Origin of the sequence: Rheinheimera sp. 1928-s, from assembly GCF_029269265.1 — a bacterium.
In the GTDB taxonomy this organism is placed as follows: domain Bacteria; phylum Pseudomonadota; class Gammaproteobacteria; order Enterobacterales; family Alteromonadaceae; genus Pararheinheimera.
This window is the reverse complement of record NZ_JARIXP010000002.1, coordinates 520,613-536,474: the sequence shown is the minus strand read 5'-3', so window position 1 is coordinate 536,474 and position 15,862 is coordinate 520,613. Positions and strand designations below refer to the sequence as shown.

Annotated in this window: 14 protein-coding genes; all 14 read left to right on the top strand. The window is 48.3% G+C overall.

The window, feature by feature from the left end:
• The first annotated feature begins 464 nt into the window (after nt 1-464).
• The 14 genes from mraZ to ftsA are packed head-to-tail and all read left to right on the top strand — an operon-like array spanning nt 465 to nt 15,825.
• Complete coding sequence (gene mraZ, locus P3C17_RS07280) at nt 465-929, top strand: division/cell wall cluster transcriptional repressor MraZ (RefSeq protein WP_008900104.1); 465 nt, start codon at nt 465-467, stop codon at nt 927-929.
• Nucleotides 929-1,867, top strand: a complete 939-nt coding sequence (rsmH, locus tag P3C17_RS07275) for a 16S rRNA (cytosine(1402)-N(4))-methyltransferase RsmH (protein WP_300928784.1) — start codon at nt 929-931, stop codon at nt 1,865-1,867. Before mraZ ends, rsmH begins: the two co-directional genes overlap by 1 nt.
• Nucleotides 1,864-2,172, top strand: coding sequence for a cell division protein FtsL (gene ftsL / locus P3C17_RS07270; protein WP_300928783.1), 309 nt, complete (start codon nt 1,864-1,866; stop codon nt 2,170-2,172). Before rsmH ends, ftsL begins: the two co-directional genes overlap by 4 nt.
• On the top strand, nt 2,169-3,923 hold the full coding sequence (locus P3C17_RS07265) for a penicillin-binding transpeptidase domain-containing protein (protein WP_300928782.1): 1,755 nt from the start codon (nt 2,169-2,171) through the stop codon (nt 3,921-3,923). The genes ftsL and P3C17_RS07265 overlap by 4 nt, the downstream gene beginning before the upstream one ends.
• Complete coding sequence (locus P3C17_RS07260; protein WP_300928781.1) at nt 3,913-5,394, top strand: UDP-N-acetylmuramoyl-L-alanyl-D-glutamate--2,6-diaminopimelate ligase; 1,482 nt, start codon at nt 3,913-3,915, stop codon at nt 5,392-5,394. Before P3C17_RS07265 ends, P3C17_RS07260 begins: the two co-directional genes overlap by 11 nt.
• Nucleotides 5,391-6,767 carry a UDP-N-acetylmuramoyl-tripeptide--D-alanyl-D-alanine ligase gene (gene murF, locus P3C17_RS07255; protein ID WP_300928780.1) on the top strand — a complete coding sequence of 459 codons (1,377 nt, stop codon included), beginning with the start codon at nt 5,391-5,393 and terminating at the stop codon, nt 6,765-6,767. The genes P3C17_RS07260 and murF overlap by 4 nt, the downstream gene beginning before the upstream one ends.
• On the top strand, nt 6,761-7,843 hold the full coding sequence (gene mraY, locus P3C17_RS07250) for a phospho-N-acetylmuramoyl-pentapeptide-transferase (protein ID WP_300928779.1): 1,083 nt from the start codon (nt 6,761-6,763) through the stop codon (nt 7,841-7,843). The genes murF and mraY overlap by 7 nt, the downstream gene beginning before the upstream one ends.
• Before the next feature lie 3 nt (nt 7,844-7,846).
• Nucleotides 7,847-9,172 carry a UDP-N-acetylmuramoyl-L-alanine--D-glutamate ligase gene (gene murD / locus P3C17_RS07245; RefSeq protein ID WP_300928778.1) on the top strand — a complete coding sequence of 442 codons (1,326 nt, stop codon included), beginning with the start codon at nt 7,847-7,849 and terminating at the stop codon, nt 9,170-9,172.
• Nucleotides 9,169-10,368 (top strand): putative lipid II flippase FtsW, encoded by a 1,200-nt coding sequence (gene ftsW / locus P3C17_RS07240; protein ID WP_300928777.1) that lies wholly within the window; start codon nt 9,169-9,171, stop codon nt 10,366-10,368. Before murD ends, ftsW begins: the two co-directional genes overlap by 4 nt.
• Nucleotides 10,361-11,476 (top strand): undecaprenyldiphospho-muramoylpentapeptide beta-N-acetylglucosaminyltransferase, encoded by a 1,116-nt coding sequence (murG, locus tag P3C17_RS07235; RefSeq protein WP_300928776.1) that lies wholly within the window; start codon nt 10,361-10,363, stop codon nt 11,474-11,476. The genes ftsW and murG overlap by 8 nt, the downstream gene beginning before the upstream one ends.
• Nucleotides 11,473-12,921, top strand: a complete 1,449-nt coding sequence (gene murC, locus P3C17_RS07230) for a UDP-N-acetylmuramate--L-alanine ligase (protein WP_300928775.1) — start codon at nt 11,473-11,475, stop codon at nt 12,919-12,921. Before murG ends, murC begins: the two co-directional genes overlap by 4 nt.
• Nucleotides 12,922-12,924: 3 nt before the next feature.
• Entirely contained in the window at nt 12,925-13,839 is a 915-nt protein-coding gene (locus P3C17_RS07225; protein ID WP_300928774.1) for a D-alanine--D-alanine ligase, read from the top strand.
• Nucleotides 13,836-14,612 (top strand): cell division protein FtsQ/DivIB, encoded by a 777-nt coding sequence (locus P3C17_RS07220; RefSeq protein ID WP_300928773.1) that lies wholly within the window; start codon nt 13,836-13,838, stop codon nt 14,610-14,612. The genes P3C17_RS07225 and P3C17_RS07220 overlap by 4 nt, the downstream gene beginning before the upstream one ends.
• Complete coding sequence (gene ftsA, locus P3C17_RS07215; protein WP_053424145.1) at nt 14,590-15,825, top strand: cell division protein FtsA; 1,236 nt, start codon at nt 14,590-14,592, stop codon at nt 15,823-15,825. Before P3C17_RS07220 ends, ftsA begins: the two co-directional genes overlap by 23 nt.
• Nucleotides 15,826-15,862 lie beyond the last annotated feature (37 nt).

Genomic DNA, 15,862 nt, shown 5'->3' with positions numbered 1-15,862 from the left:
GTTTAGTGGTCTGTTTCTCTGCTTTTTCCACCTCCTTCTTAAAGCGACAAGCTTTTGCAGTTATTATCGTTTATAACTACCTTTGTTGACGTCTCTGCGCGAGATACCAATTTATATTATTAAAAATCATAGAGTTATTAAGATCCTTTAGCCGGAAAAATCCCTGTCACAGCTTTGGTAACAGCAGCTTGGTCGCGTGCGGCTGGCTGTTAGTCTGAATCATTGGGTTATGCGTAACTAAATAAAAAATTTCAAACTATTTTATGGTTTTTTTCTTCCACTTTTTCCCACATAAATCAGGATCTTCGCGCTAAGCCGCGTTTTTACTGGATCTGAGATGATCAAACAAAGGGGTTTTCACCTTGACAAGCTTTCTTCTGCGGCCCTAAACTGTACATCAGTGGGAAATTGTGGGTATTTGTGGATCAAATATCAGGATCAAACAACAATGAAGTGGGATTAATATGTTCCGTGGGTCGTTTTCTTTAACATTGGATGATAAGGGTCGGTTAGCGCTTCCAACGCGTTACCGCGATACCTTATTTGCTGATGCAGAAGGCGCCATGGTTTGTACTATTCACACCAAAGATCCTTGTTTACTGCTGTATCCACTGCCTGAATGGGAAGAGGTTGCAGAACAATTGCAGCGTTTATCCAATCAGAACCCACAAGAGCTGCGCTTTAAACGTTTATTGATAGGCCACGCGTCAGATTGTGACATGGATAAAAGCGGCCGCATTCTATTACCTGCGCCACTAAGAAGCCATGCCAGCCTGACAAAAAACATCCGCTTAGTCGGACAACTTAACAAATTCGAGATCTGGGACGAAGAGACGTGGAATAAACGTGTTGCCGAAGATATGGCAATTGAACGTGATATGTCCGTCGACGCCGAGATCTCAGAGCGGCTGCAGGATTTTGTACTCTAATGGATCAAAGCGCCCATATCTCTGTCTTATTGGCTGAAACCATAGACGGATTAGCCATCAAACCCGACGGGATTTATCTCGACGGCACTTTTGGCCGCGGTGGTCACAGCAGAGTGATCTTATCTAAACTGGGTGAACAAGGCCGTTTATACGGTATTGATCGCGATCCTGCTGCTATTGCCGCAGCCCAGCCTTTATTGGCCGACCCACGTTTTTCTATTACTCACAGCCCTTTTGCTGCCTTGGCCCAAATTGCTGAAGACCATGGCATTACTGGTAAAGTCGACGGTATATTGCTGGATTTAGGTGTGTCTTCGCCGCAACTGGATGATGCTGAACGTGGTTTCAGCTTTATGCGTGATGGCCCGCTGGATATGCGGATGGATCCAACGTCGGGTATTTCAGCTGCCGACTGGCTGGCAAAAGCAGATGTCGAAGACATTACTTTTGTATTACGTGAATACGGCGAAGAAAAATCAGCCTGGCGTATTGCTAACGCCATAGTGGACAGCCGCAGTGAGCAACCACTGACCCGTACAGCTCAGCTGGCCAGCTTAATCAGCACAGTAGTACCAAAAAGCCACAAAGAGAAAAAACATCCTGCGACTCGTAGCTTTCAGGGCATTCGTATTTATATCAACAGCGAATTGGACCAGATCAAAACTGCGCTGGAAGCTGCTGTGCATGTATTAAAACCTGGTGGCCGTTTAACGGTAATTAGCTTCCACTCGCTGGAAGATCGGATGGTAAAGCAGTTTATGCGTTTAAAAAGCAAAGGCGCTGCCATTCCTAAAGGTTTACCCCTGACGCAAGATCAACTGAATCTGTACACCCCATTAAAACTAATTGGCAAAGCTATTATGCCGTCGGATGCAGAACTGGAAAACAACGTCAGAGCCCGCAGCGCTGTATTACGTATTGCGGAGAAAACCGCATGAGTGCTATCAAACTGAACCGTCTAATCATCAGCGATATCTGGCAGCACAAGTTGTTGCTGGTGCTGATGTTGTGCTGTTTAGGTTCAGCTCTGGCTGTGGTGGAGTTCACTCATATGAACCGCCAACTGACGATGTATGAAGATAAAATACTGCAACAGCGTGACACCCTGGAAATGGAGTGGCGCAACTTGTTGCTGGAGCAAAGAGCTCTGTCTGAACACAACAGGGTGGAAGAGCTGGCAGCGACCAAACTCAATATGGTCAGGCCCAGCGGCCCGCAAGATGTGGTGGTGCAGGAACCATGATAAAGAAACCAGCAGCACCTAAAAAGCAGGCGAAAAAGAATCAACAGCCGACTGTCATCAGTTGGCGTTTTGCTTTTGTAATTGTGTCCTTATTGGCAGTATTCAGCGCACTGATTGTTCGTGCGGCTTATTTGCAGGTGTTAGAACCTGAAATGCTGCTGGAACAAGGTGATATGCGTACGCTGCGGGTGAAATCTGATACTGCGATGCGTGGCATGATTTTAGACCGTAATGGCGAAGAGCTGGCGGTCAGTGTACCTGTTCAATCTGTTTGGGCGGATCCACAGCTGGTACTGCGCAGCAGGCATAAAATTGACGAACGTCGCTGGCATGCGCTGGCGGATATGCTGCAAATCAGCCCGCAGCAATTATCGGACAAAATTGGTGCCGACGACTCCAAACGTTTTGTTTATCTGCAGCGTCAGGCCAGCCCTGCCACTGTCGATTACATCAAACAGTTAAAAATTCCGGGCATTGCCTTTCAGCAGGAATCCCGCCGTTATTATCCGGCCGGTGAAGTCACTGCGCATCTGTTAGGTTTTACCAATGTGGACGATCAGGGCATGGAAGGTATTGAACGTCAGTTTAACGACGTTTTAACCGGCAAACCTGCATTAAAAACCATCCGCAAAGATGCCAAAGGCCGTGAAGTTGAAGTTTTGTCACAAACTGATGGTCAGGCGTCAAACAATATTCAGCTGAGCATAGATCAACGTATTCAGGCCGTAGCTTACCGTGAGCTGAAAAAAGCTGTGATGCAGTTTGGTGCGACTTCAGGTTCTGTTGTTGTCGTTGATGTGCATAATGGCGAAGTGCTGGCCTTGGCCAATGCTCCTTCGTACAACCCAAACAACAGAAAAAATAGTGACAGCAACAGATACCGCAACCGTGCCATCACTGACACCTTCGAGCCTGGCTCCACCATTAAGCCATTACCTGTTTTAGCCGCATTGGAAAATGGCACTGCCACTATGGATACGGTGATTTCTACAGGCTATGGCCCTGTGCGTATTGGCGGCCGCTTGGTGCGTGATACTACAGGTTATGGTGATTTGGACCTGACCGGCATTATGCGCAAGTCCAGCAACATAGGTGTTACTCGTTTAGCTTTAGGTATGCCTACCGACAAGTTCCTTGATATGTATTACAAGATGGGCGTGGGTTCAGCAACAGGTTTAGGTCTGACGGGCGAAACCCCTGGTGTGTTGCGTGAACAACGCCGTTGGGGCGAACATGCCTTAGCTACAGTGTCCTTTGGTTATAGCTTTACTGTAAACGCTGTGCAGCTGGCTCGTATTTACGCCACTATTGCCAATGGTGGCGTGGCTTACCCTTTATCTATTTTTAAAAGCGACAAAAAGCCTTTAGGTGAGCGAGTGATCAGCGAGCAACATGCCGACAATATGGTTGCTATGTTAGAAGCTGTAGTTGGCCCAGGTGGTACTGCGAAAAAAGCGGCAGTGCCAGGTTATCGTGTAGGTGGTAAAACTGGTACTGCGCAAAAAGCTGGTATAGGTGGTTATAGCACTAATTACATTGGCTCTTTTGCGGGTGTGGCCCCTATTTCAAACCCTCGTATTGCTGTGGTGGTCATTATCAATGAACCAAGCGGCGATTATTATTACGGTGGTGAAGTAGCGGCTCCTGTGTTCTCCGCTGTATCGGGTGCTGCTTTGCAGTTACTGAATATTGCGCCTGATGCCAACGACAGTCGTATCAGCAAAATCAGTGAGGTGCCCAATGCAGGTTAACTCACTCCAGCTATGGCTAACTCCTTTTGCTATCCAATTGCCCACTGCTGTGGCTGCTTTGCCATTACAGAATTTACGGATTAACAGTGCAGAGGTGCAAAAGGGGGACGTGTTTCTGGCTTTGCCTGGCACTAAAACTCATGGCAATCAGTTTGTTGAAAAGGCTTTAGATGCTGGAGCTGCGTTGGTGTTAACCGACACTCAGCCTGCGCTGAATGATCAGCGCATTGTGGTTATACCTAAGCTAGTTGAACTGCTGAGCGCTTTAGCTGCTGCTTTTTATCCGCATCAAGCGCAGCAACTTGTGGGTATTACCGGCACCAACGGCAAATCCAGCACTGCAATTTTTGTCAATCAACTGGCTGTGCTGTTGGAGCAACAAGCTGCTGTGATTGGAACTTTAGGCTATGGCGATTATCGCAATTTGACGGCACTGAATAACACTACGCCTCATCTGGTGGATATTCACCGTATTCTTCACCGTATTGAGGCCTCCGCAGCAGCCAAAGGCAAAGCGCTGGTGGCGATGGAAGTTTCCTCTCATGCCTTGGTGCAACAGCGTGTGGCTGGTTTGCAGTTTGAAGTGGCAGTGTTTACCAATTTAACCCGCGATCATCTGGATTATCACGGCACTATGCAGGCGTACGGCGAAGCCAAGGCCTTGCTGTTTAAAGCGGATTTAGCCAAAAAAGCTGTGATTAATATCTCTGACGAGTTTGGCCGTCAGTTAGCTGCTGACTGCACTCTTCCTGTGTTGGCTTATGGCCAGTTAAAAGATTGCCAGGGTTATAGCGAGTATTTGGCTTACGACCAACTGGAAATCACCCCGCTGGGTTATCAGTTCCGCTTAAGCAGCCATTTAGGCCAACAGCAGCTGCAGCTGAAAGTGCTGGGTGAATTTAATATTCAAAACGTATTGGCAGCTTTTGGCGCCATGCTGCAATTAGGCCATAGCTTTGAGGCTTTAGTTGGGGCTGCAGAGCAATTATGCAGTGTGCCTGGCCGTATCGAACAGTTTTATCAAGCTCATCGTAAAGTGATGGCTGTGGTGGATTACGCCCATACGCCTGATGCGCTGGAACAAACATTAATTGCAGTTCGCAACCATTGTCAGAGCCAGCTTTGGGTGGTGTTTGGTTGTGGTGGTGACCGCGATAAAGGTAAACGGCCTTTAATGGGCGCTATTGCAGAACGTTTAGCCGATCAACTGATTATTACCGCCGACAATCCACGCACTGAAGATGTAATGGCGATTTGTTTGGATATAGCTGCAGGTTGCACACAACAGCAGTATCAGCTGATCACCGAGCGTAAGGCAGCGATACGCACTGCCTTAGAACAAGCCCAGGCTGGTGATCTGGTACTGATCGCCGGTAAAGGCCATGAAGATTATCAAATCATTGGCCATGAAGTTTTGCCTTATGACGAACGCGCTTTTGTTCGACAACTGGTGACGGAGACTGCTTTATGATCCCTTTACAAACAAAAGAAATAGCACAGTTAGTGCAGGGACAACTGGTTGGCGCTGATATTCAAATTCAGAGCGTCAGCACAGACAGCCGCAATATTACTCAGGGCGATTTGTTTATTGCCTTAAAAGGCCCGAACTTTGATGGGCATCAGTTTGCTGCTGATGTTATTGCTAAAGGTGCAGTCGCTTTAATTGTGGAGCAGCAGTTGGATGTGGCAGTGCCGCAAATTATTGTTGCTGACACCCGCTTAGCTTTAGGGGCTTTAGGCGCGGCAGTGAAACAAAAGGTCAACCCTAAATCTGTGGCTGTAACTGGCAGTGTCGGTAAAACCACAGTGAAAGAAATGATGGCCGCCATTTTAGATCGTATCGGTAATGTGCTGGCGACTGCCGGTAACTTTAACAACGATATTGGTGCGCCTTTAACCTTATTACGTTTAACAGAGCAGCATCAGTACGCTGTGATGGAGCTGGGCGCCAATCATTTAGGTGAAATTGCTTACACCTCTTCGTTGGTGAAACCTGAAGTGTCCATTATCACCAATGTGGCAGCAGCCCATCTGGAGGGTTTTGGTGACTTGTTTGGTGTAGCCCGTGCCAAAGGCGAAATTTATGGCTCTTTAGGTCAGGATGGCGTGGCTATAGTGCCACTGGACAGCGAGTTTTCTGATTATTGGTTAAAGCGGTTACAGGATAAAAAAGTACTGACCTTTAGCAGCACTCAGGCGGCCGATTTTACCGCTGAACATGTAGTGCTGAATGAACAAGGTTGTGCCAGCTTTGATTTAGTCTGCCCACAAGGCAGCATTTTTATTCAGCTGGTGTTGCCAGGAAAACATAACGTGGCCAATGCGTTGGCTGCAGCAGCTGCTACTTTGGCGCTAGGTGCCAGCCTGACCGATGTGCAGTTAGGTTTAGCTGCAATGAAACCGGTCAAAGGCCGGATTAATGTGACGCAAGCCAGCGACAAATTACGTCTGATTGACGATACCTACAATGCGAACTCTGAATCGACCAAGGCCGCTATCGACTTATTGGCGACTTATCCGGGTTTCAGAGTATTAGTCTTTGGCGATATGGGGGAACTGGGCGCAGATGCCCGTTTGTACCATGAAGAAGTAGGTTTATACGCCAAACAAAAGGGAATTAATCTGTTATTCACCTTGGGTGTGTTATCACAGAGCGCCAGTGATTTATTTAACGGCCAAGGGGCCCATTTTAGTTCCCGTCAGCAACTGATCCAAAAGTTAAGCCCGATCCTTGATGAACAGTCGAGTAGCACCGTACTGGTCAAAGGTTCGCGCAGCGCCAAAATGGAATTGGTGGTGCAGGACTTGCTAGAAAGATGTCAGCAGGAGATCAGCTCATGTTAGTGTGGTTAGCCGAGTATTTAACTCAATATATCAATGCCTTTAACGTATTCAGTTACCTGACCTTCAGGTCTATTCTGGGTATTTTAACCGCCTTAATGCTGAGCCTGTATTTTGGCCCCAAGCTGATTGCTAAGTTACAACAACTGCAAATAGGTCAAACAGTGCGTGATGATGGCCCCCAAAGCCATTTCTCGAAAAAAGGCACTCCGACTATGGGCGGCTTGCTGATTTTAGCTTCAGTGCTGACCAGTATTCTGCTGTGGGCCGACCTTGGCAATAAATACGTCTGGGTGGTGATTTTTACCCTGATAAGCTTTGGCTGGATTGGTTTTATTGACGACTACCGCAAAGTAGTGCGTAAAGATCCAAAAGGCCTCATCGCCAAATGGAAATACTTCTGGCAGTCCTTGTTTGCCATCGCTATCGCCTTTTTCCTGTATGCCACGGCAGAACGCCCGGCTGAAACCAGTTTAGTGGTGCCTTTTATTAAAGATGTGCTGCCACAGCTGGGTTTTATCTACATTGCTTTGTGTTACTTCGTTATTGTGGGTACCAGTAATGCGGTGAATTTAACCGACGGTTTAGACGGTTTAGCCATAGTGCCAACCATTATGGTGGCCTTTGCGTTTGCCATTATCGCTTACGCCAGCGGTAACGTGAATTTCGCCAACTACCTGAATATTCCTTATCTGCCTCATGCCAGTGAACTGGTGGTGGTCTGTGCTGCGCTGGTCGGCGCAGGTCTCGGTTTCCTTTGGTTTAATACCTATCCGGCTCAGGTTTTTATGGGCGATGTGGGGTCTTTAGCTTTAGGTGCTGTATTGGGCGTGATCGCCATTTTAGTCCGTCAGGAAATAGTGCTCTTTATTATGGGCGGTGTTTTTGTGATGGAAACCGTGTCGGTGATTTTACAGGTTGGTTCGTACAAGTTACGCGGCCAGCGCATTTTCCGCATGGCACCTATTCACCACCATTACGAGTTAAAAGGCTGGCCTGAACCCCGCGTTATTGTGCGGTTCTGGATTTTGTCAGTCATTTTTGTGTTGATTGGTTTAGCAACTTTAAAACTGAGATAAAGAATGAACGCTAAGTTGTTCCAGGGAAAACGTGTTGCTGTGATAGGACTAGGCCTTTCAGGTCTGGCCACAGTACGCTTTTTGCTGAAACAAGGCGTCAAACCTGTACTAATGGATACCCGCTTAAAAGTGTCAGGGCTGGATCAAATTCCGGCCGACAAAGTGGACGGTATTTATTTAGGTGAACTGGACGCCAACCGTTTAGCTCATATGGATGTGTTGGTGGTCAGCCCCGGCTTAGACCCTAAACATCCGGCTATACGTTTTGCTTTGGCACAAGGTGCTCATCTGATTGGTGATGTGGAGCTGTTTGCACTGCAAAACCAGAAACCTGTGTTAGCTATTACCGGTGCCAATGGTAAATCCACTGTCACCAGCTTAACCGCCCATATGCTGCAGTGCTCCGGCTTACGTGCTGTGGCTGCGGGCAATATTGGTTTGCCTATTCTGGATGCGCTGCAAAGTGATGCCGACGTTTTTGTGCTTGAGCTGTCGAGCTTCCAGCTGGATACCACCCATTCTTTACAAAGCAAAGCCGCCTGTATTCTCAATGTGACTGAAGATCATATGGATAGATACGGCACTATGGCCGCTTATGCTGCGTCCAAACAACGGGTGTATCAGGGCACAGATCTGGCGATTTACAATAAAGCCGATGCCTTAACAACGCCAAAAACTTCGATGCCTGCTCTGGCTTTAGATTTAGCGGGTTCTGACTACGGCGTGGTTCAGCATCAGGGCGAAAGCTGGTTGTTAGTTGCAGGTGAGCCTCTAATGCCAGTGCGCGATATGACCATTGTCGGTTTGCATAATCAGTTTAATGCTTTGGCTAGCTGTGCTTTAGCTTTAGCCGCCGGGGCAAGCCGTGAAGGCTTAGTCAAAGCGCTGCAGACCTTTACCTCATTACCTCACCGTTGCCAGTTAGTGCTGGATCATAAAGCTGTGCGTTGGGTCAACGACTCCAAAGCCACTAATGTGGGCGCTACTTTGGCTGCTATTGCGGGTTTACGCCCTGAAGTTGCAGGCAAACTGATTTTAATAGCAGGTGGTGATGGCAAAGGTGCTGATTTCAGTGAACTGGCAACAGTGCTAAATCGTGACGTCGATCACTTAATCACCTTTGGACAAGACGGTCCAGCCATTGCTGCACTGAAAGCTGGCAGCTTTGAAGTGAAAGATTTAATGGCTGCAGTAAAAACTGCAGCTCAGCTGGCCACTACAAATGATTTGGTGTTGTTATCACCTGCTTGTGCCAGCTTAGATATGTTTAAAAACTACGAAGACCGTGGCCAGCAGTTTGCTGCCGCTGTGCAGAAGGTGTGGTTATGAAGCAAATGCTGATGAACCTGATCCCTTCGCCCAGCGAAGCAATAGCGTCGTGGTGGCAACGTGATGAAGCCAATAGCTACGACAAGCTGTTTCTGGTGTTACTGGCTTTGGTGATTGGAGTGGGCATTATTATGGTCACCAGCGCCTCAGTACCTGTGGCTGAACGTTTGCATGGTAATCCGATGCATTTCACTATCCGGCATTTGGTGTATCTGGTGATAGGTTTAGCTGCGTCCTATGTGGTGTTGAACGTGCCTGTGTCCTGGTGGCATAACACCAATATCTTATTACTGATGTTGGCTTTGGTATTGCTGATCGCTGTGTTGTTGTTTGGCCGTAACGTCAATGGTTCAACCCGTTGGCTGGCACTTGGCCCTATTAATATTCAGGCGGCAGAACCTGCCAAATTATTCTTTTTTGTTTATCTGGCCAGTTACCTGGTACGCCGCCATGAAGAAGTGCGGGAAAACCTGAAAGGCTTTATCAAACCTTTGATTATCCTGTTTATTCTGGCAGTACTTTTACTGATGCAACCAGACCTGGGCACAGTGATTGTGATGTTTGCCACTTCTGTGGTGTTGCTGTTTTTGGCTGGTGCTAAGTTATGGCAGTTTTTCTGTTTAATTTTCACAGGTTTAGCCGCTATTGGTGTGTTGATTGTGTACAGCGAATACCGCTGGCGTCGTGTCACTTCCTTTTTAGATCCATGGGCCGATCCTTTTGGTAACGGCTACCAGTTGACACAATCGCTGATGGCTTTTGGCCGTGGTAGCTGGTTTGGACAGGGCTTGGGCAACAGTGTACAAAAACTGGAGTATTTACCAGAAGCTCATACCGACTTTATTTTTGCGGTGATTGCAGAAGAAACCGGCCTTATAGGTGTGTTTGTCATTCTAAGCTTGCTGTTTTTACTGGTCAGCCGCGCTTTATGGATTGGCAACAAAGCCTTGTTTAAAGGCATGAGTTTTCATGGCTTTTTAGCTTATGCACTGGCGATTTGGATTGGTTTTCAAACCTGCGTCAATGTGGGTGTAGCCAGCGGCGTGCTGCCCACTAAAGGTTTAACTTTACCTTTTATCAGCTCAGGTGGCAGTAGCTTAATTATTATGATGGTGGCCGCAGCTTTGTTATTGCGCATTGATTTTGAAGTCCGACTGAAAGGTCGACATGCCATCAGCGGAGGTCCTCATGCCTGAGCTGATGCAAACTTCTGATCAAAAGCAAAAAACAGCGCTGATTATGGCGGGTGGCACTGGTGGTCATATTTTCCCGGCCAAAGCTGTAGCTGAACTTTTGAAGCAACAAGGCTGGAACATTCATTGGCTGGGTACAGCCGATCGGATGGAAGCGACTTTAGTGCCGAAGTTTGGTTTCCCATTCCATAGCATTGCTGTGGCTGGTTTACGGGGTAAGGGGTTCAACAGCTTAGTCAAAGCGCCGCTGATGCTATGGCGCTCTGTCAGTCAGGCCCGTGCCTTGGTCAAGCAACTTAAGCCTGATCTGGTATTGGGTTTTGGTGGTTATGCCAGTGGCCCTGGTGGCCTAGCCGCCTGGTTAGCGGGTAAGCCATTAATAGTGCATGAGCAAAATGCAGTAGCTGGCACCACCAACAGATTATTGGCCCGCATTGCCAAAAAAGTATTAGTGGCGTTTCCACAGGCTTTTGCTGATCGCAAAGACAGATTGGTGGTAGGTAACCCTGTTCGTGCTGAAGTGCTGGCTGTGTCTGGTCAAAAGCAACTGCAGGCGCCAACACCAAGTTTAAAAGTATTAGTGGTAGGTGGCAGTTTAGGTGCGCAAGTCTTTAACCAGCAGTTGCCTGCTTTGTTTGCACAAGCCTCTCAGGCTGGTGCCCTGGAAATACGGCATCAGACGGGTAAGGCGATGGAACAGCAAGTGCAGCAAGCCTATGCCGCTTTGCCTGAGTTAAAGGCCAGTGCCAGTGCTTTTATTGAAGATATGGCTGCTGCTTACACCTGGGCTGATTTAGTGATTTGCCGCGCTGGTGCTCTAACAGTCTCTGAAGTGGCTTGTGCCGGAGTAGCAGCAGTTTTTGTGCCTTTGCCTTCTGCTATTGATGATCACCAGACGGCCAATGCCAGCTGGTTAGTGCAAAAACAAGGGGCGGTGTTACTGCCACAAAACGAATTCAGTAAAGGCGCTTTGCTGCCTTTGCTCCAGTCCTGGTTGCAGGACAAAAGTGCGCTGCGTCATTTGGCAAATAATGCCCGCAGAACAGCAATAGATGATGCCGCAGAACAAGTTGTAAGAGTCTGTGGTGAAGTAACAGGTAAGGCTAAATGAGCAATACAAAACAACAAAAGAAAAATGCTATGCGCAGAGTAGAGCGGATCCACTTCGTGGGGATCGGCGGCGCTGGTATGGGTGGTATTGCCGAAGTATTAGTCAATGAAGGTTATAAAGTGTCGGGTTCGGATATAGCGCCAAATCCTGTGGTTGACCGCTTAGCGTCCTTAGGTGCTTGTATTGTGATTGGTCATAAGGCCGAAAACATCGAAGGTGCCAGCGTAGTGGTCGTCTCCAGTGCGATAAAAACCGATAACCCGGAAGTAGCTGCTGCGATAGAACACCGTATTCCGCTAGTGCGTCGTGCTGAAATGCTGGCTGAATTAATGCGTTTTCGCCATGGTATTGCTATTGCCGGTACCCATGGTAAAACCACGACCACCAGCTTAATAGCTTCTATTTTTGCCGAAGCCGGCACTGACCCTACTTTTGTCATTGGTGGTTTACTGAATTCTGCAGGCACCAATGCACGTTTAGGCGCTGGCCGTTATTTAATTGCCGAAGCGGATGAAAGCGACGCTTCTTTCCTGCATTTGCAGCCTATGGCGTCGGTGATCACCAATATCGAACCTGATCATATGGAAACTTATCAGGGTGACTTTGAAAAAATGAAAGCCACCTACCTGGAGTTTTGCCATAACCTGCCATTTTATGGTGTGGCCGTGATGTGTATCGACGATGCCGTCGTGCGTGAGCTGATCCCACAAATTGGCCGTTTTGTCATTACTTATGGCTTTAGTGAAGATGCGGATTATGTCATCAGTGACTTCAGCCAAACCGGTACTCAAAGCCATTTTGTCATTACCGATAAAGACGGCGCTGCCAGCCAGATTGAGCTGAATTTAGCCGGCCGTCACAATGCATTAAACGCAACCGCAGCTTTTGCTGTAGCCAAAGATGAAGGCATAGCCACGGAGTCCATTTTAGCCGCACTGAAAAAGTTTGAAGGCATAGGCCGTCGCTTTGAACAGTACGGCGAGTTTGATACAGGCCGTGGCAAAGTGCTGCTGGTCGATGACTATGGTCACCATCCAAGCGAAGTGGCAGCTACGTTGGCTGCAGCACGTAACGCCTGGCCAGAGCGCCGTATAGTCATGGCTTATCAGCCACACCGTTACACCAGAACCCGTGATTTATACGAAGATTTCGCCAAAGTGCTGTCGTCTGTCGATTTATTGTTATTGCTTGAAGTCTATGCCGCAGGCGAAGCCGCTATTCCAGGTGCTGACAGCCGCAGTTTATGCCGCTCTATTCGTGCCCGTGGTCAGCTTGATCCTATTTATGTGGCGACGCCTGCCGACTTGCCTGCAGCTTTAGCTGATGTGTTGCAGGACGGTGATGTGCTGCTGACTCAGGGCGCTGGCAATATAGGCGCGCTGGCCAAACAACTGGCGGCAACTAAATTAGCAATTTCTGTATTAAAACCAAACGAGGGAGCTTGAAGTATGAGCAGCAAATTTGGCAAAGTGGCTGTGATGTTGGGTGGAACCTCGGCAGAGCGCGAAGTCTCGTTGCGTTCTGGTGCCGCTGTGCTGGCTGCTTTGCAAAAGCAAGGTGTCGACGCCCATGCTTTTGACCCTAAAGAGCAGCCTTTAAGTGCTTTGACTGTAGCTGGTTTTGACCGCGTATTTATCGTACTGCATGGCCGTGGTGGTGAAGACGGTACTATGCAGGGCGCTTTGCAGCTGATGGGCTTACCTTACACAGGTAGCCGCGTCTTAGGTTCTGCCTTGGCGATGGATAAAATCCGTTGCAAGTGGCTGTTTCAGGCGCAAGGTTTGCCTACTGCAAAATTTTTAGTGGCTGAAGCTGGAAAGCAACTGAATTATCAGGATATTTTGCAGCAATTAGCTGGTAAAGTGATGGTGAAACCAGCCAATGAGGGCTCCAGTATTGGCATGAGTGCAGCAAGCACTGCCGAAGAGCTGGAACAGGCATTGGTTGTGGCATCTAAATACGATGCTGATGTACTGGTTGAACAGTGGATCCAGGGCCGCGAATTTACTGTGACTGTATTAAACGGTAAGGCTTTGCCTATTGTTGAAATGCGTACTCCCCGCTCTTTTTATGACTATGAAGCCAAGTATCAGTCCAACAGTACTGAATACCTTTGTCCTGCGCCTTTAACAGCCGACCAGACCGCGTTTTTACAGCAAGCAGCTGCAGCAGCTTTTACTGCTGTGGGCGCATCGGGCTGGGGGCGTGTCGATGCAATGCTGGACGAACAGGGTAATTTTTATCTGCTGGAAGTGAACACTGTGCCTGGTATGACAGAGAAGTCATTGGTGCCGATGGCGGCTAAGGCAGCGGGTCTGAGTTTTGAGCAGTTAGTTCTGCAGATTTTAGAACAGACCTTATGACTAAAAACGGCAAGACAGAAGCAACACCTGTGAACAAAGCCTTTTGGGCTGGTGTGGCCTTTTTCTGTTTTGCCGTCTGGTTTGTTTGTTGGATGGGGTATCAGATCTGGCTCTGGAGTCAGGATCAACAAAGTGCACCTATCCAGCAAGTGAAGGTCTATGGCGATTTTTCTCAGATTGAAGCAGCAGGGTTAAACCAAAAGCTGCAACAACAGTATCTGGGTAACTTTTTTAATTTGAACGTGGATCAGGTGCAGCTGTTTCTGCAGCAACAACCCTGGGTCGCTCAGGCAGCCGTGCGCAAACAATGGCCTGATACGCTCGTGGTGGTGGTGACTGAACATAAGCCAGTGGCGGTATGGAATGACCAATATTTACTCAATCAACAAGGTCAACTCTTTGTCGCTCCTGTGGCTGAACTAAAACAGTCATTGCCAAAGTTACAAGGTCCGGACGGGGCCGAGCAGGATGCACTGACCATGTTCAATCAATTGAATCAAATGCTGACCGTCCATCAGCATATGGCAACAGGACTCACAGTGTCAGCCCGTCAGGCCTGGCAACTGAATTTAGCAGAGGGCATTCAATTGACTCTGGGCCGTGAAGATACGGCAAAGCGGGTGCAGCGGTTTATCGATTTGTACCCTGTGATTAGTAAACATAAAACTCAGGCAGTTGCCGAAGTTGATTTGCGTTATGACACAGGCGTCGCTGTACGTTGGGTCGAAGCGCCAGAACAAAGAGAACAAGATGACAAAGTCGACAGAACGTGATCTTATCGTTGGCTTAGATATAGGCACAGCACAGGTTAAAGCCTTAGTGGGCGAAATTACCGCTGACAATCAGTTAAGTATTGTTGGTGTGGGTACTCATGTGGCCCGTGGTATGGACAAAGGTGGTGTCAACGATCTGAACCTGGTGGTGCAGTCTGTGCGCCGCGCCGTGGAAGAAGCCGAACTGATGGCCGATTGCCGCGTGTCTTCTGTGTATTTAGGCATTACCGGTAAGCATATTCGTTGCCAGAACGAAAGTGGCATGGTGCCTATTAATGATGCTGAAGTGACAGCTGAAGATGTGATCAACGTCATTCATGCCGCCAAGTCAGTGCCTATTTCGGCCGAGCGTCGCATGTTGCATGTGCTGCCACAGGAATTTTCAGTCGACATGCAGGAAGGCATTAAAAGCCCAATCGGCATGTCAGGGGTGCGGATGGAAGCCAAGGCTCACATCATCACTTGTGCCAATGATATGGCAAAAAATATCGAAAAATGTGCTGAGCGCTGCGAGCTGCATGTCGACCAGCTGATTTTTTCTTCATTGGCATCCAGCTATGCGGTGCTGACGGATGATGAAAAAGAGCTGGGTGTCTGCGTCGTTGATATGGGCGGCGGCACTATCGACATTTCTGTTTTTACTAATGGCGCTTTACGCCATACCGCAGTGATCCCTGTGGCCGGTAATCAGGTCACCAGCGATATTGCCAAAATCTTCCGTACGCCTTTAGGCCACGCCGAAGATATCAAAGTGCAATACGCCTGTGCACTGCGCAGCATGGTAGGTAAAGAAGAAAACATTGAAGTGCCAAGCGTGGGCGGTCGCCCGGCCCGCAGCATGTCACGTCATACCCTGGCTGAAGTAGTAGAACCTCGCTATCAGGAATTGTTTGAACTGGTGCTGGAAGAAATTCGAAGCAGTGGCCTGGAAGAGCAAATTGCTGCAGGCATAGTACTGACGGGCGGTACCGCCAAAATGGAAGGTGCCATTGAGTTTGCTGAAGATGTGTTCCAGATGCCGGTGCGGTTGGGTTACCCCATTGGCATTACAGGTTTAAGAGAATATGTACAGGACCCGGCCTACGCCAGCGTAGTGGGTTTATTGATTTATGGAAAAGACATGCGGACCCAGCAGAAAAAAGCTGTCGCTGCCCGCGAGTCAGTCGGCGGCATGGTGAAACGACTCACCAGCTGGTTTAAAGGCGAATTTTAACTTTTTTGAGTAAGCGTACTAAAACGGAGAGAGAGCT

Excerpts from the sequence above, each read along its gene's own strand:
- rsmH (WP_300928784.1), top strand. The coding sequence starts at position 929 with ATGGATCAAAGCGCCCATATCTCTGTCTTATTGGCTGAAACCATAGAC.
- murF (WP_300928780.1), top strand. The coding sequence starts at position 5,391 with ATGATCCCTTTACAAACAAAAGAAATAGCACAGTTAGTGCAGGGACAA.
- murC (WP_300928775.1), top strand. The coding sequence starts at position 11,473 with ATGAGCAATACAAAACAACAAAAGAAAAATGCTATGCGCAGAGTAGAG.
- P3C17_RS07220 (WP_300928773.1), top strand. The coding sequence starts at position 13,836 with ATGACTAAAAACGGCAAGACAGAAGCAACACCTGTGAACAAAGCCTTT.
- P3C17_RS07260 (WP_300928781.1), top strand. The coding sequence starts at position 3,913 with ATGCAGGTTAACTCACTCCAGCTATGGCTAACTCCTTTTGCTATCCAA.
- murG (WP_300928776.1), top strand. The coding sequence starts at position 10,361 with ATGCCTGAGCTGATGCAAACTTCTGATCAAAAGCAAAAAACAGCGCTG.
- murD (WP_300928778.1), top strand. The coding sequence starts at position 7,847 with ATGAACGCTAAGTTGTTCCAGGGAAAACGTGTTGCTGTGATAGGACTA.
- ftsW (WP_300928777.1), top strand. The coding sequence starts at position 9,169 with ATGAAGCAAATGCTGATGAACCTGATCCCTTCGCCCAGCGAAGCAATA.
- ftsA (WP_053424145.1), top strand. The coding sequence starts at position 14,590 with ATGACAAAGTCGACAGAACGTGATCTTATCGTTGGCTTAGATATAGGC.
- ftsL (WP_300928783.1), top strand. The coding sequence starts at position 1,864 with ATGAGTGCTATCAAACTGAACCGTCTAATCATCAGCGATATCTGGCAG.
- mraY (WP_300928779.1), top strand. The coding sequence starts at position 6,761 with ATGTTAGTGTGGTTAGCCGAGTATTTAACTCAATATATCAATGCCTTT.
- P3C17_RS07265 (WP_300928782.1), top strand. The coding sequence starts at position 2,169 with ATGATAAAGAAACCAGCAGCACCTAAAAAGCAGGCGAAAAAGAATCAA.
- P3C17_RS07225 (WP_300928774.1), top strand. The coding sequence starts at position 12,925 with ATGAGCAGCAAATTTGGCAAAGTGGCTGTGATGTTGGGTGGAACCTCG.
- mraZ (WP_008900104.1), top strand. The coding sequence starts at position 465 with ATGTTCCGTGGGTCGTTTTCTTTAACATTGGATGATAAGGGTCGGTTA.